The sequence below is a fragment of the Stenotrophomonas sp. WZN-1 genome (assembly GCF_002192255.1).
GTDB lineage: Bacteria > Pseudomonadota > Gammaproteobacteria > Xanthomonadales > Xanthomonadaceae > Stenotrophomonas.
Genome location: NZ_CP021768.1, coordinates 2,127,979 through 2,143,039, shown reverse-complemented (window position 1 = coordinate 2,143,039; position 15,061 = coordinate 2,127,979). Strand labels below are relative to the sequence as shown.

At 68.4% G+C, this 15,061-nt stretch carries 16 protein-coding genes; all 16 read left to right on the top strand.

Features of this window, described 5'->3' with window-relative positions; genetic code table 11:
- Positions 1-5: 5 nt before the first annotated feature.
- The 16 genes from fliD to CCR98_RS10025 all read left to right on the top strand — a co-directional run bounded on the left by fliD (position 6) and on the right by CCR98_RS10025 (position 14,901).
- Positions 6-1,424, top strand: coding sequence for a flagellar filament capping protein FliD (gene fliD, locus CCR98_RS10100; RefSeq protein ID WP_087922484.1), 1,419 nt, complete (start codon positions 6-8; stop codon positions 1,422-1,424).
- 128 nt (positions 1,425-1,552) lie between these two features.
- Positions 1,553-1,969 carry a flagellar export chaperone FliS gene (gene fliS, locus CCR98_RS10095; protein ID WP_005416447.1) on the top strand — a complete coding sequence of 139 codons (417 nt, stop codon included), beginning with the start codon at positions 1,553-1,555 and terminating at the stop codon, positions 1,967-1,969.
- The gene (locus CCR98_RS10090; protein ID WP_087922483.1) at positions 1,966-2,259 is read left to right on the top strand and encodes a hypothetical protein; all 294 of its coding nucleotides are present in this window, start codon (positions 1,966-1,968) and stop codon (positions 2,257-2,259) included. Before fliS ends, CCR98_RS10090 begins: the two co-directional genes overlap by 4 nt.
- Positions 2,256-2,834 (top strand): PilZ domain-containing protein, encoded by a 579-nt coding sequence (locus CCR98_RS10085; RefSeq protein WP_087922482.1) that lies wholly within the window; start codon positions 2,256-2,258, stop codon positions 2,832-2,834. Before CCR98_RS10090 ends, CCR98_RS10085 begins: the two co-directional genes overlap by 4 nt.
- Positions 2,835-2,926: 92 nt before the next feature.
- Positions 2,927-3,559, top strand: a complete 633-nt coding sequence (locus tag CCR98_RS10080) for a response regulator transcription factor (protein ID WP_005413261.1) — start codon at positions 2,927-2,929, stop codon at positions 3,557-3,559.
- A 284-nt stretch (positions 3,560-3,843) separates the two neighbouring features.
- Complete coding sequence (rpoN, locus tag CCR98_RS10075) at positions 3,844-5,253, top strand: RNA polymerase factor sigma-54 (RefSeq protein ID WP_087922481.1); 1,410 nt, start codon at positions 3,844-3,846, stop codon at positions 5,251-5,253.
- Between the two features lie 14 nt (positions 5,254-5,267).
- The gene (locus tag CCR98_RS10070; RefSeq protein ID WP_010485922.1) at positions 5,268-5,645 is read left to right on the top strand and encodes a response regulator transcription factor; all 378 of its coding nucleotides are present in this window, start codon (positions 5,268-5,270) and stop codon (positions 5,643-5,645) included.
- Positions 5,642-7,144 (top strand): sigma-54 dependent transcriptional regulator, encoded by a 1,503-nt coding sequence (locus CCR98_RS10065; protein WP_087922480.1) that lies wholly within the window; start codon positions 5,642-5,644, stop codon positions 7,142-7,144. Before CCR98_RS10070 ends, CCR98_RS10065 begins: the two co-directional genes overlap by 4 nt.
- Before the next feature lie 185 nt (positions 7,145-7,329).
- Positions 7,330-7,746: a hypothetical protein gene (locus CCR98_RS10060; RefSeq protein ID WP_087922479.1), complete on the top strand. Its 417-nt coding sequence runs from the start codon at positions 7,330-7,332 to the stop codon at positions 7,744-7,746.
- 463 nt (positions 7,747-8,209) lie between these two features.
- Entirely contained in the window at positions 8,210-8,575 is a 366-nt protein-coding gene (gene fliE / locus CCR98_RS10055; protein ID WP_014037113.1) for a flagellar hook-basal body complex protein FliE, read from the top strand.
- Positions 8,576-8,588: 13 nt separating this feature from the next.
- A complete protein-coding gene (gene fliF / locus CCR98_RS10050) occupies positions 8,589-10,235 on the top strand; it encodes a flagellar basal-body MS-ring/collar protein FliF (protein WP_087922478.1) in 1,647 nt (548 codons plus the stop codon).
- Between the two features lie 7 nt (positions 10,236-10,242).
- A complete protein-coding gene (gene fliG, locus CCR98_RS10045; protein WP_024958226.1) occupies positions 10,243-11,229 on the top strand; it encodes a flagellar motor switch protein FliG in 987 nt (328 codons plus the stop codon).
- Positions 11,226-11,867, top strand: a complete 642-nt coding sequence (locus CCR98_RS10040; protein WP_087922477.1) for a FliH/SctL family protein — start codon at positions 11,226-11,228, stop codon at positions 11,865-11,867. The genes fliG and CCR98_RS10040 overlap by 4 nt, the downstream gene beginning before the upstream one ends.
- Positions 11,864-13,258 (top strand): FliI/YscN family ATPase, encoded by a 1,395-nt coding sequence (locus tag CCR98_RS10035; RefSeq protein ID WP_087922476.1) that lies wholly within the window; start codon positions 11,864-11,866, stop codon positions 13,256-13,258. The genes CCR98_RS10040 and CCR98_RS10035 overlap by 4 nt, the downstream gene beginning before the upstream one ends.
- Positions 13,259-13,261: 3 nt before the next feature.
- Complete coding sequence (fliJ, locus tag CCR98_RS10030) at positions 13,262-13,729, top strand: flagellar export protein FliJ (RefSeq protein WP_005416437.1); 468 nt, start codon at positions 13,262-13,264, stop codon at positions 13,727-13,729.
- Entirely contained in the window at positions 13,729-14,901 is a 1,173-nt protein-coding gene (locus CCR98_RS10025; protein WP_087922475.1) for a flagellar hook-length control protein FliK, read from the top strand. Before fliJ ends, CCR98_RS10025 begins: the two co-directional genes overlap by 1 nt.
- Positions 14,902-15,061 lie beyond the last annotated feature (160 nt).

The following is a 15,061-nucleotide window of genomic DNA, read 5'->3' as shown; positions in this document are numbered from 1 at the left end:
ACGACGTGGCAGACTTTGGATACGGTGGCATCGGCTCGGGACTGGATATTTCCAGCATCGTCAACCAGCTGGTCGCAGCTGACCGCAAGCCCGCCGACAATGCGCTGAACCTGCAGCAGTCCAAGGCCAAGATGCAGCTGTCGTCGATCGGCACCGTCACTGCGGCGTTCGACAAGCTGAAGACTGCGCTGACCGCGCTCAAGGCCACCACCGCCTTCGACACCCGTACCGTGACCGCGACCGGCAAGGCTGGCCCGACCAACGCCGACGACGTGCTGACGGCATCGGTGGCCCTGTATGACGTCGGCACGACCAAGGCGGCGGCTTCCAACGGCACGCACCAGGTGGAAGTGAAATCCCTCGCCACCGCGCACAAGTTGATTGCCGACACCTCGTTCCCGAAGACCGACACCTTCGGCGCCGGAACCTTGACGCTGACCGTAGGCGTTGGCGACAAGGCCAAGACCATGAACGTGGCGGTGGAGGACGGCGATACGCTGACCACCATCCGCAACAAGATCGATGCCGCGGGCCGCAAGGAAGGCGTGCAGGCGACGCTGATCAGCTCCGGCGACAACCAGTACCTGTCGATCGCCCAGGAAAAGACCGGCGCCGCCAATGCGATCAAGCTGGAATATGGTGGCAGTGACCCCAAGCTGGGCGCGCTGGTCGGCAGCCTGAAAGAGAACACGCCTGCAGCAGACGCCGAACTGACCATCGATGGCGTGAAGGTGGTCAGCGCCAGCAATACGGTGACCGATGCCGTGCCGGGCCTGACCCTGAATCTCAAGGTTCCCGGCAAGAGCACGGTGGTGATCAGTACCGACACGGCTGCCGCGACCAAGGTCATGCAGGAGTTCGTGACCGCCTACAACGCGGCGATCGCAGCGATCAATACCGAAACCAAGTACGACGCCAAGACCAAGGAAGCCGCCACGCTGACTGGCGACGCGCAGATGCGTGGTGCCTCCAGCCAGTTGCGCTCGGTGATGTCGGGGGTGTTGAAGGCGCTTTCCGCCGATGGCCTGGACCCGAAGGTGCTGGGCCTGCAGACGCGCGGGTATCCGAACGCCGACGGCACCCTGGTGCTGGACACCACCAAGTTTGCCGCCGCGCTGGCCAGCCAGCCTGAAAAGATCCGCTCGGCCATCACCGGCGATACCGGCGGCGCAGGCACGCTGTACACCATGGTCGACGGCTACGTCAGCACCACGGTCGGCAAGGAAGGCGCCTTCGTCGCCCGCACCAAGGGCCTGAACACCACGCTGGACAACATCGACAAGCGCCGCAAGGACCTCGACACGCGCATGAAGAGCGTGGAAGAGCGCTACAAGAAACAGTTCCTGGCGCTGGACAGCCTGATGGGCAAGCTGCAGCAGAGCAATACCGCGCTGCAGCAGCAGCTGGCACAGTTGAACCGCTGACGATGCGTGCGCGGCACTCAAGTTTGCCGCGCAACGCACCGATAACGGACGCAACAGCAATCATCGCCGCGCCGTCGGCACCGATCCCCACGATCACCCGACGGCACCCCGCGCAAGGAGAATCACGAATGTACGGTTCCAGCCGTCAATATGCCGAGCAGTACCGCCAGGTGGGAGTGACCAGTGCGGTCGCCGATGCCGATCCGCACAAGCTGGTGGCGATGCTGCTGGCCGGTGCGCTGGAGCGCGTGCGGCGTGCCCTGGCAAGCCTCGAGCGTGGCGACCAGGCCGGCAAGGGCAAGGCGATCGGCGAAGTCTGCGCGATCGTCGGCCACCTCAACGGCTCGCTGGACCATGAGGCCGGTGGCGAGATCGCCGGCAACCTGTCGGCACTCTATGACTACGTGCTGCAGCGCCTGACCGAGGCCAACCTGCACAACGACCGTGCCGCGCTGGATGAATCGCTGCAGCTGCTGGGCGAGATCGACAGCGCCTGGAATGCGATCCCGCACGAACAGCGCCGCCCGGCCGCGGTGGCACCATGAGCCTGCACGAACTGCATGCGCAGCTGGATGCCTTCGAGAAGGCCTTGGGCGAAGAATCCCTCGACCAGGCCGACAGCCTGCTCGACGGCCATGACAGCACCCTGCACGCCCTGCTCAGCCAGCCGCTGACCGCCGCCGACCAGGCTCCGCTGACGGCCCTGTTCGAGCGCCAGCAGAATCTGCTCGGCCTGCTGCGCCAGCGCCGTGATGCCGTGGCCGCACTGATGAACGACGGCCAGCGCTCCCTTCGCGCGGCGCATGCCTACCTGCAGGCAGAATCGCTGGCATGACCTTGCTGCCGACCACCTCGCTGCACCACCCGGCCGAAAGCGAGCTGTTCGACGAGACGCTCAGCTGCGAACTGGCCCTGCCCGCAGAATTCCAGGCGGGCAGCGCGGCTGGCCGCACCAGCAGCGCCGAAGGCCTGCTGCGCAGCCTGGCGCTGGTCGAGGACAGCCGCGTCGACGAGCATGACGAACGCAACGAAGCCAGCCTGCAGCTGCAGCGCCTGGAAGCCAAGCTGGACCTGGCGATGGTGCTGCTCGGCCGGCTGGTGCGCCAGCAGGGACAGGAGCTGACCCTGCGCCCGGTGCGCTGGTCGCGCCGAGGCATCCGCCTGCAGCTGGGCCCGCGCAGTGGCGCCAGCCCCGGCCAGGCCGGCGTGGTGCGCCTGCAGCCCAGCGACTGGCTGCCCGACCACATCGACCTGCCGGTGGAAGTCATCGCCGAGGCGGCCGACGGCAGTGGCGGCCACTTCCTGTGGCTGCGCTTCCAGCGCCTGGGCGACGGCCTGGAGATGGCGATGGAACGGCACCTGTTCCGCCTGCACCGCCGCCAGGTGGCCGAGGCGCGCCGCGCACGCTGAAACCCGCCACCCTGGCACTGCACGGCCGACCCTTGGCGCGCCCGTTCAGCTAAGTTAAGGTGGACTCCCCTACACGGATCCGTTGCGTGCCTGTGCGAGTTCTCATCGTCGACGATCACACCCTCGTCCGCGCCGGCCTGGCGCGGCTGCTGCAGGGGTTTGCCGACGTGCAGCTCGTCGCCGAGGCCAGCAACGCCGAGCAGGCCCTGCAGCTGGCCCTGCAGCACGCACCGGACGTGGTGCTGATGGATCTCTCGCTGCCCGGCCGCACCGGCCTGGAAGCACTCAGCGACATCCGCCTGCGCGCGCCCGGCACCCGCGTGGTGATGATGACCATGCACGACGACGCCGCGCACGTGCGCGACGCGCTGGATCGCGGCGCGGTCGGTTTCGTGGTCAAGGATGCAGCACCGCAGGAGCTGGAACTGGCGCTGCGCGCTGCGCACGCCGGCCAAGTGTTCCTGAGCCCACAGATCTCGGCCAAGATGCTGGCACCCATGCTGGGCCGCGAGAAGCCCACCGGCATCGCCGCGCTGTCGCCGCGCCAGCGCGAGATCCTGCGCCGCATCGGCAAAGGCGAAAGCAACAAGGAAATTGCCGCCGATCTCGGCATCAGCGTCAAGACGGTGGAGACCCACCGCGCACGCATGATGGAGTCGCTGGGTTGCCGGCGCGCCAATGACCTGTTGCTGTTGGCCGCGCGTCATCAGCACGAGCTGGAATGATTGCCTGACCCCTGCCCGGCACTGCACCGGCGACGAATTCCCGTCACCCTGACAGGCCCCGACAGGAATCCGTACACGGCGCACCACGGATACGGTCGGCTCGGCACCACGAATCAATGACTTGGCGGCAACCTTCGCCAATATCCCGCGCCAATGTAGGGGAAACCCTTACATCCTGTCGGGATATCTACGAAAGCCCTCAGGAACCCCCCGATTCCGCCCCCGCTGGATCAAAAGCAAGATGCGTTCCACAAGGCGCCGGGGAGCGGTGCCGGGGAACCACGATGAAGGCTGCACTCTCGACCCAGCTGGGCCAACAACTCCACCTCACCCCGCAGTTGCTGCAGTCGATCCGGCTGCTGCAGCTCGATGGCCTGCACCTGGAACAGGAAATCCAGCGCCTGCTGGACTCCAACCCGCTGCTGGAGATCGAAGAGGCCGAAGCGCCTGCTGCCGAGGCCACCGAAGCGAGTGCCACCCCCCTCGACACCGCCGCCTTCGACGAGCTGCCCGAGTCGTCGATGTGGGACGTGGCCGGTGCCAGCTGGCAGGACGGTGACGACGACCGCATGGCGCGCATCGCCGCCGGCGAGTCGACCGACCCGCAGCTGCGCGTGCTGCAGCGCCTGTCGCTGGACATGGACGATCGCCAGCTGGCGGTGGCCGCGTTCTGGCTGGACCACTGCGATGAGGCCGGCTACCTGCAGGCGCCGCTGGCCCAGCTGCAGCTGCTGGCCAGCGCCCAGTTCGACATCGCCGCCGACGGCGTGGAAGCCATCCGCCAGCAACTGCTGCATGGCGAGCCGGCCGGCATGGCCGCGCAGGACCTGCGCGAAGGCCTGCAGGCCCAGCTGCGCAGCCTGCACGGTGCGGTGCCCGCCCGCCACCTGGCGGCCCGCATTCTCGATGGCGCGCTCGACGCGCTCGCGGCCCACGACTACCCTGCCCTCGCCCGCCTGCACGACGCCGAGATCGACGACGTGCGCGAGGCGGTGCGCCTGATCCTCTCGCTGCAGCCGCGCCCGGGTGACAGCCTGCTGCCCGAACGCAACGCCGTGGTAGTGCCGGACGTGGTCGCCTGGCACGCCGATGGGCAATGGAAGGTCGCCCTGAACCCGGCCACCAGCCGCCGCGTCTCGATCAACAGCCAGTACGAACAGGCCCTGGCCGAAACCAGCGACGCCGCCCCGGCACTGCGCGAGATGCTGCAGGAAGCGCGCTGGTTCAGCCGCGGCCTGTCGATGCGCTACGACACCCTGCTGCGCACCGCGCGGGTGATCGTCGAGCGCCAGGCCGCCTTCCTGGTCCGTGGCGAAGAGGCCATGGCGCCGCTGACCCTGAAGGAAGTGGCCGAAGAAATCGGCATGCACGAGTCCACCGTCTCGCGCATCACCACCGGCAAGTTCCTGCAGACCCCGCGCGGCACCTTCGAACTGAAGCACTTCTTCGCCGTGCGTCTGGAAGGTGCCAGCGTCTCCGGCCAGGCGGTGAAGGCCATGGTCCGCCGCCTGATCGACGCCGAACCGGCCGGCCGGCCGCTGGCCGACGAGGCCATTGCCGGCCTGCTGTCACGCCAGGGGGTGAACATTGCCCGCCGAACCGTCGCAAAATACCGAGAACAACTGGATATCGCCCCGGCCCGCGAACGGCGCCGGCTCAGCGCCAGGCAACCCCAGCTGGCCCGGGTGGGCTGAAAAGGATGTTGGACATGAACAAGCTCACGGTCCTGCTGGTCGATGACCACGAGGGCTTCATCAACGCGGCGATGCGCCATTTCCGCAAGATCGACTGGCTGCAGATCGTCGGTAGCGCCGGCAACGGCCTGGAAGCGATCGAGCGCTCGGAAACACTGCGCCCGCAGGTGGTGCTGATGGACCTGGCGATGCCGGAAATGGGCGGCCTGCAAGCCACCCGCCTGATCAAGTCGCAGGACGATGCACCGTACATCGTGATCGCCAGCCACTTCGACGACGCCGAACACCGCGAACACGCATTGCGTGCCGGCGCCGACAATTTTGTCAGCAAGCTGTCCTACATCCAGGAAGTCATGCCGATCCTGGAAGGCCTCAGGGAGGATCGATCGTGAGCGAATCGCGCATCCTGGTGCTGGACAACGACGCCGTGCGCGCAGAGCGCACCGTTGCCCTGCTGGAATTCATGGACTTCAACCCGCGCTGGGTTTCCGACGCGGCCGACTTCGACCTGGGCCGCCAGCGCCAGAACGACTGGATGGCGGTGATCGTCGGCAGCCTGGACGACACCGCTGCCAGCACTGCCCTGTACCACTGGCTGGGCGGCAGCAGCCTGCCACCGCCGGTGCTGCTGGCCGATGGTGATGCCGCAGCGTTTGCCCAGCAGCACGGGCTGCACGAAGCCAATATCTGGCCGCTGGAAACGCCGCTGCGCCACGCGCAGATGGAGGCCCTGCTGCGCCGTGCCAGCCTCAAGCGCCTGGACGCCGAGCACCAGGCCGGCGCCGCGCAGGACCAGGGGCCGACCGGCAACGGCCCGGCGGTGACCGCGCTGCGCACCATGATCGAACAGGTGGCCGCGTTCGACACCACCGTGCTGGTGCTGGGCGAATCCGGTACCGGCAAGGAGGTGGTGTCGCGCGCGATCCATCAGCGCTCGCCGCGCCGCGATGGCCCGTTCGTGGCGATCAACTGCGGCGCCATTCCGGCCGACCTGCTGGAGAGCGAACTGTTCGGACACGAAAAGGGCGCCTTCACCGGTGCGCTGACTGCGCGCAAGGGCCGTTTCGAAATGGCCGAGGGAGGCACCCTGCTGCTCGACGAAATCGGCGACATGAGCCTGCCGATGCAGGTGAAGCTGCTGCGCGTGCTGCAGGAACGCAGTTTCGAGCGTGTCGGTGGCAACCAGACCATCCGCTGCAACGTGCGCGTCGTGGCCGCGACCCACCGCGACCTGGAAACCCGCATCGCCGAGGGCAAGTTCCGCGAGGATCTGTTCTACCGCCTCAACGTGTTCCCGATCGACGTGCCCGCCCTGCGCGAGCGCCGCGAGGACCTGCCGGCGCTGGTGGAAACCATCGCCGCGCAGCTGGCCCGTACCGGCCGCGGTGAAGTGCGCTTCACCCCGGAAGCGCTGCAGGCCCTGGCCGGCTACGAATGGCCGGGCAACGTGCGCGAGCTGACCAACCTGGTCGAGCGCCTGGCGGTGCTGCATCCCGGTGGTTCGGTGCGCGTGCAGGACCTGCCGGCGCGCTATCGTGGCGATGCGGCGCTGGCCGTCCCGGCACCGGCGCCGGCGGCCCCGGTCGCCAGCGAAGAGCGCCTGGACCTGCGCAGCTTCTCGTTCCATACCCCTGGCAGCGGCAGCCAACCAGCGCTGGAGCACGGCATCGCGGTCAATCGCGCCGCCGCCCCGGCGGCACTGCCCGACGACGGCCTGGACCTGCGCAACCACATGGCCAACATCGAACTGGGCCTGATCAACGAAGCACTGGAGCGCACCCAGGGCGTGGTCGCCCATGCCGCCCAGCTGCTCGGCCTGCGCCGCACCACCCTGGTGGAAAAGCTGCGCAAGTACGGCATCGAACGCGAGCAGGCCGAACTGGCCGGCTGAACCGCGTTGCCAGCATGAAGGGGGCACGAACGCCTGGGCTTGCCCGGGCGTTGGTGTTTGTGGCGCCCGGGGTCAGCTCTCTTTCCTGCGGAAAGGGATCCGACCCCACTGCATTTGCACGTTTTCCTAGAGACAGCACGGCCGCACTGCGGAGCATGGCAAGGACATCCCAAGGAGGTTCCACCATGCATCGCCTTACTCTGATCGCCACCCTGCTCTTCCCGGCAATCGCCACCGCCGCCACCTGCACCCTTCCCACCACGCTGGACCAACGCCAGTTCACCAACATCAGCGACCCGTTGTACGCGCAAGACAATCCGAACGCCGGACGCATGGTCCAGGTCAGCTTTGACAACAACCAGTACGTGTTGGACATCCTCGGCACCGACCTCCGCATCGGCGGCAGCTACCGCTACCAGCGCCTGGCCCCGCATATCGGGGAAATCCAGATGACCGAAGCCCATCCCGAAGGACCGGCCCGCTACACCCTGCTGCTGACCTGCCTTGGCGACCGCCAGGGCCGCTTCATCTACACCCAGCACGACGGCCCCATCGCACCGCGCCAGCGCCAGAATTCCGGCCGCTGGACCCTGCAGCCGTAGGCCAGAAAACCGACGCCGGATAAATGGCGCCTCCAATGGGGTCAAAGTCCGTTGCGCCGCAACGGGATCCGACCCCGTGCCGACCAGAGCGTGTCGACCAAGGTCGACACCCACCGAGAGCAGCTCCTGCCGCTCCAGCAGCAGCGGGAAACTGTCGAACGCGGGGTGGGTCCGGTTGCAGGGGCGTGAGCCGCATGCGAAGCACCGCTTCGCAAGCGCCCGAACGCACAGCCGCCAGCGGCTGGGCCGGGCCCCGGAGGGGGACTTGCAGCGTCCCCCGCAACCGGACCCACCCCACCACCCCACGGATGGCCCGCCGTTGACGTTGCTTCGGCGGGAGCAGGGCGCAGCCCTGCCAGCACACCCACAACCCTCACTTCACTGAATCGAAAACCGGTTTCGGCACGGCACTTGCACCTGCTCCAGCAGACAACCCCATCCCCTGTTTCTGGAACCGTTGCAGATGTCCCACTCCGTCACTTCGATCCTTTCGCAGATCCGCTCCTATCAGACCCAGATGGGACAGCCGGCGCTCAACCCGCTGGGCGAAACGCCGCGCAGCAATGCCCTGCCGGGCACGGTGCTGGATGCGCCGCAGGTGCAGCCGGCCAGCTTCACCGAAACCCTGCGTGGTGCGATTGCCGGCGTCAACGATGCACAACAGAAGTCCGGCGCCCTCGCCAAGGCCTTCGAAATGGGCGACCCCAGCGCCGACCTGGCCAAGGTGATGGTCGCCTCCCAGCAGTCCCAGATCGCCTTCCGCGCCACCGTGGAAGTCCGCAACCGTCTCGTCCAGGCTTACCAGGACGTGATGAACATGCCGCTGTAAGGAACGTTGACGCATGGCACTGACGCTCTCCAAGGACAGCCTGAACGCCGAGAAGGCCGGGCAATGGTTCGACCGCCTGCAGAGTCTGCAGATCACCCGTCGGCTGGGCCTGATGGCGATGATCGCGGTGGCGGTGGCGGCAGGCCTGTCCGTGTTCTTCTGGTCGCAGAAGCCGGGCATGGTGCCGCTGTACACCGGCCTGGACCAGAAGGCGACCGCTGAAGCGACCGACCTGCTGCGCGCCGCGCAGATTCCGTTCGCGCTTGACCCGGCCACCGGTGGCATCACCGTGCCGGAAAAGAACCTGCACGACGCCCGCCTGAAGCTGGCCGGCTCCGGCCTGACCGACAGCGGCAAGCTCGGCTTCGAGTTGATGGAACGCGACCCCGGCTTCGGCGTCAGCCAGTTCGTGGAAAGCGCGCGCTACCAGCATGCACTGGAAACCGAACTGTCGCGCACCATCAACACGCTGCGCCCGGTGCGTGATTCACGCGTGCACCTGGCCATTCCCAAGCCCAGCGCCTTCACCCGCCAGCGTGACGTGGCCAGCGCCTCGGTCACCCTGGAACTGCGTGGCGGCCAGCAGCTGGAACGCAGCCAGGTGGATGCCATCGTGCACATGGTCGCCGCCAGCATTCCGGACCTTGCCCCGGAACGGGTGACCGTGGTCGACCAGAGTGGGCGCATGCTCAGCATCACCGACCCGAACAGCGAGGCTGCGGTCAACGCGGCCCAGTTCGAGCAGGTGCGCCGCCAGGAAACCTCGTTCAACCAGCGCATCCGCGAACTGCTGGAACCGATGACCGGCCCCGGCCGCGTCAACCCGGAAGTGAGCGTGGACATGGACTTCTCGGTGACCGAGGAAGCCCGCGAGCTCTACAACGGTGAGCCGCAGAAGCTGCGCAGCGAGCAGATGAGCGAGAACACCACCAGCACGCCGGGCCCGCAGGGCGTGCCGGGCGCGACCAGCAACAGCCCGCCGGGCCAGCAGGCCGCACCGGCCACCGCGCAGACCCCGACCGAAAGCAGCAAGAACGCGACCCGCAACTACGAGCTGGACCGCACCCTGCAGCACACCCGCCAGCCGGCCGGCCGCATCAAGCGCGTGTCGGTGGCGGTGCTGGTGGACAACGTGCCGCGCGCCGGTGCCAACGGCAAGGTCGCACCGCAGCCGCTGTCAGCCGCCGAACTGACCCGCGTCGAGGCGCTGGTCAAGCAGGCCGTCGGCTTCAACGCCGAGCGTGGCGACACCGTGTCGGTGATGAATGCCCCGTTCGTGCGTGACACCACGCCGGTCGAAGGCCCGGCCTGGTGGGAACTGCCGTGGGTGCACGATGCCGGCCGCATGCTGCTGGGCGCCGTGGTGGTGCTGGCACTGCTGTTCGGCGTGCTGCGCCCCGCGCTGCGCGCGATCACCGGCCAGAACAGGAAGAACGACGAACAGGCACTGGAACCGCACACCGCGGACGTGCAACTGGTCGATGACGATGGCTTGCCGCTGCCGGCGCTGGGTGCCGACCGGGCCAGCCTGGGCGGGCCGGATACGCTGGCCCTGCCGGTGGATTCATATGAGGAACGACTGCGGATGGCGCGTGAAGCCGTGAAGACCGACTCCAAGCGCGTGGCCCAGGTGGTCAAGGGTTGGGTGGCCAATGACTGAGGCCGCATTGACTGGCGTGCAGCGCGCCGCCGTACTGCTGCTTTCGCTGGGTGAGCTGGACGCGGCCGAAGTGCTGCGCCACATGGAACCCAAGGAGGTGCAGAAAATCGGCATCGCCATGGCCACCATGACCGACATCACCCGCGAGCAGGTGGAACGGGTGATGGACCAGTTCGGCCAGGAGCTGGGCTCGAAGACCTCGCTGGGCGTCGGCTCGGACGACTACATCCGCAACATGCTGGTGCAGGCGCTGGGCAGCGAGAAGGCCGGCAACCTGATCGACCGCATCCTGCTCGGCCGCAACACCACCGGCCTGGACGCACTGAAGTGGATGGACCCGCGGGCGGTGGCCGACCTGGTGCGCAACGAGCACCCGCAGATCATCGCCATCGTGATGGCGCACCTGGAAACCGACCAGGCCGCCGATGCGCTGAAGCTGCTGCCGGACCGCACGCGCGTGGATGTCCTGCTGCGCATCGCCACCCTCGACGGCATTCCGCCGAACGCGCTCAATGAACTCAACGAGATCATGGAACGACAGTTCGCCGGCAACCAGAACCTGAAGTCGTCCAACATCGGCGGCGTGCAGTGCGCGGCCAACATCCTCAACTTCATGGACAGCGGCCAGGACCAGGCGATCCTGGGCGAGATCGCCCGTATCGACGCGCCGTTGAGCAACCGCATCCAGGACCTGATGTTCGTGTTCGACGACCTGGTCGACCTGGACGACCGCGAGATGCAGCTGGTGCTGCGCGAAGTGAGCGGCGAGCGCCTGGGCCTGGCCCTGCGCGGTGCCGACATCAAGGTGCGCGACAAGATCACCCGCAACATGTCGCAGCGCGCGGCCGAAATCCTGCTGGAAGACATGGAAGCCCGCGGCCCGGTGCGCCTGTCCGACGTGGAAGGCGCGCAGCGCGAGATCCTGGCCATCGTCAAGCGCATGGCCGATGAAGGCACCGTCACCATCGGTGGCAGCGCGGAGGCCATGCTGTGAGCAACGTCGTGCGCTGGCTTGCCCCGGACCTGCTGGCCCAGCCCGAACCGGCGCTGGATCAGGAGGATGCGTTCGAACTCACCGAGCCGGACCCGGAACACGAACCGGAGCCGCCGCTGCAGCTGCCCACCCTGGAAGAGATCCAGGCGATCCAGGACAGCGCCGAGAAGGAAGGGTTCGATCAGGGTCATGCCGACGGCTACGGCCAGGGCCAGGCCGAGGTGCGTCGCCTCGCCGCGCAGATCGAAGGCATCCTCGACAACTTCAGCCGGCCGCTGGTGCGGCTGGAGAACGAAGTGGTCGGCGCCCTTGGCGAACTGGCCGTGCGCATCGCCGGCGCGCTGGTCGGCCGCGCCTACGAAGCCGAGCCGGCACTGCTGGCACAGCTGGTCGGTGAGGCGATCGACGCGGTCGGCGGCAGCACCCGCGAGGTGGAAGTGCGGCTGCACCCGGATGACATCGCCGCGCTCGCCCCGTTGCTGAACCTGTCGCCGGCGCAGCGCCTGGTACCCGATACCAGCCTCAGCCGTGGCGACCTGCGCGTGCACGCTGAAGCGGTGCGCATCGACGGCACCCTGGAAGCCCGCCTGCGCGGCGCGCTGGATGCGGTGATCCGCCAGACCGGAGCAGGCGCATGAGCCCGGAATCGCAAGCCGCGCCGCAACCGGCGCCAGCGGCCGACTGGGCCGTGGCCCGCAACCTGCGCCTGGCCAGCCGCCTGGATGGCCTGCGCGTGGACACCGCGCATGGTCGCGGCCTGATCCGCGAGGGCGTGCTGCGCCGCGCGGTCGGGCTCACCCTGGAAGCGGTCGGCTGCGAGGCGCCGCTCGGCGCCAGCTGCAAGGTGGAAGTGGTTGATGGTGGCTGGGTCGATGCCGAAGTGGTCGGCTTCGCCGGCGAGCGCACCTACCTGATGCCCAGCGCCGAACTGCACGGCCTGCTGCCCAATGCGCGGGTGGTACCGTCGGCGCGACGCGGTGGCGTGGAAGTCGGCGAAGGCCTGCTCGGCCGTGTCATCGACAGCGACGGCGTGCCATTGGACGGCAAGGGCCCGATCCGCGCCGAAGGCCATGTCGGCATGGCCGGCGTCTCGATCAATCCGCTGGCGCGTGAACCGATCACCCAGCCGCTGGACGTGGGCGTGCGCGCGATCAACGCGCTGCTGCCGATCGGCCGCGGCCAGCGTGTCGGCCTGTTCGCCGGCTCCGGCGTCGGCAAGTCGACGCTGCTGGGCATGATGACGCGCTACACCGCCGCCGACGTGATCGTGGTCGGCCTGATCGGTGAACGTGGCCGCGAAGTGCGCGATTTCGTCGAAACCACGCTGGGCGAGGAAGGACTTCGCCGCGCCGTGGTGGTCGCCAGCCCCGCCGACCGGCCGCCGCTGGCACGCCTGCACGGTGCCTACCGCGCCACCGCCATTGCCGAATGGTTCCGCGATCAGGGCCTGAACGTGCTGTTGCTGATGGACTCGCTGACCCGCTTCGCGCAGGCGCAGCGCGAGATCGGCCTGTCGGTCGGCGAACCACCGACCACCCGCGGCTACCCGCCGTCGGTGTTCGCCAAGCTGCCGGCGCTGGTCGAACGCGCCGGCAACGGCGCCAAGGGCCGCGGCTCGATCACCGCGTTCTATACCGTGCTGACCGAAGGCGATGATCCGCAGGATCCGATCGCGGACGCCGCGCGCGCGATCCTCGATGGCCACATCCTGCTCTCGCGCCGCGTGGCCGACAGCGGCCTGTACCCGGCCATCGACGTCGAATCGTCGGTCAGCCGCGTGGTCACGGAAATCGCTGACGAACCGTGGCGCCTGCGCATCCGCAAGTTGAAGCGGCTGGTCTCGGCCTACTCGGCCAACCGTGACCTGATCGCGATCGGTGCCTACCAGCGTGGTAACGACGCGGCCACCGACGAAGCCCTGGAACGCTGGCCGGAAATCATGGAGTTCCTCGGCCAGGACGTTGCCAAGGCCGCAGATCTCCCGCACAGCCAGGCGGCGCTGCAGCGCCTGGTGGAACAAGAGAGTTAAGCCATGAACCAGTCCAAGCGCATCGATCCCCTGCTCAAGCGGGCCCAGGAACACGAGGACGCGGTCGCCCGCGACCTGGCCGAACGCCAGCGCGTGCTCGACACCCATCTATCGCGACTGGACGAACTGCGCCGCTATGCCGAGGAGTACGCGAACGCGCAGATGGCAGCGACCAGCCCGGCGCAACTGCTGAACCGCCGCGCCTTCCTTGATCGCCTGGACAGTGCGGTCGAGCAGCAGCAGGCCACGGTCAACGGTAACCGCGAAAAGGTAGAGGCCGAGCGCGCCCGCCTGATCCTGGCCAGCCGTGACAAGGCGGTGCTGGAGCAGCTGGCCGCCAGCTACCGCGCGCAGGAAAAGGTGGTGACCGACCGCCGCGACCAGCGCGAGATGGACGACATTGGTGCGCGGCGTGCACGCCTGGTGCAGGCCGAAGACCAGGACGGCGCCGAGCAGGGAGGCCGCTCGTGATGCCCGCCCCGCTCGCCAGCAGTGCCAACACGGCCACGCCCGCCACCAGCAACAGTGCCGCGCGCGCCTCGCGCAGCGAAGGCGGAAAGGACTTCAGCCAGCTGCTTCAGGGCGGTGCGCCCTCCGCGCCGGCGCCTTCCGGCAGCGCCACGACGCCGACGCAGACGCCATCCACGCCAAGCCAGCCGTCGACCGCCGACAGCAGTGGCCAGGCACCGGGCGAACGCAGCGCCGACGCCGAAGCGACAACCGCTGAAACGCTGCCGCCGCCCCCCGTTGCCCTGACCCCGGCTGGACCCGGCACCGACAAGGACACGCCCGCAGCGACCGAGGACGCCCCGTGGCCACCGCTCGGCCTGGCCGGCCTGGTGCTGGCGATGCCGGCGCCTGCCGATCCGGCCGTCGCTCTGCCGGGCACCGCTGCACCATCACTGGCCAGCGACAGTACGGCGCTGCCCACTACCCCCGCCGCGACCCCGACACTGCCTGCAGCCGCGCCAGCAGCGGGAACTGCAGCCCCAGTGGCCCCCGACAGCAAACTGACGGCGACCAGCACTGACGATGCCACCGCACTGCCACTGCCGGAGATGATCCTGCCCGGCAAGCGCAGCGAGCGTGGCGAAGGCAGCGACGTAGCCGCCCTCGGCGACCGCGCCAGTGCACCGCTGCTGCATGCACCGGCCGCGGCCGCCGTACAGGACCTGAAGGCCGCGCTGGCCACCGGCAATGCGATCTTCAATGGCGAACCCACGCCGAAGCCCGTGCTGGGTGACGATGGTTTCGATCAGGCCATCGGTGCGCGCCTGGGCTGGCTGGCCGACCAGAAGATCGGCCACGCCCACATCCGCCTGAGCCCGGACGACATGGGCCCGGTTGATGTGCGCCTGCAGTTGAACGGCGACAAGGTGCATGCCAGCTTCAGCAGCCCGCACGTGGACGTGCGCCAGGCACTGGAAAGCAGCCTGCCGCGCCTGCGCGAGCTGCTGGGCGAACAGGGCTTCCAGTTGGCCCACGCCGATGTCGGCCACCAGGCGCCCGGCGGTGACGGCAATGGGTCGGGCCAGGCCGGTGGCGGCGGCATGGCCGGTGACGGAGAACCGTCGCCGGGCGATGCCAGCGTGTCGTCCGCGCAGTTGATCCGCCAGCGCGGGTTGCTGGACGCCTACGCCTGACCGCGGTAGCGCCGGGCCATGCCCGGCGAGCGCGAAGCGCGGATATCTTCCGCCGGGCATGGCCCGGCGCTACCGACGCAGGCCTCCGACGGAATTCCGTCGCACCCCTCTGCCCCGCCTTCGGCACACCCCTTGCATATCCCGGTGAAGCAACCCTCAG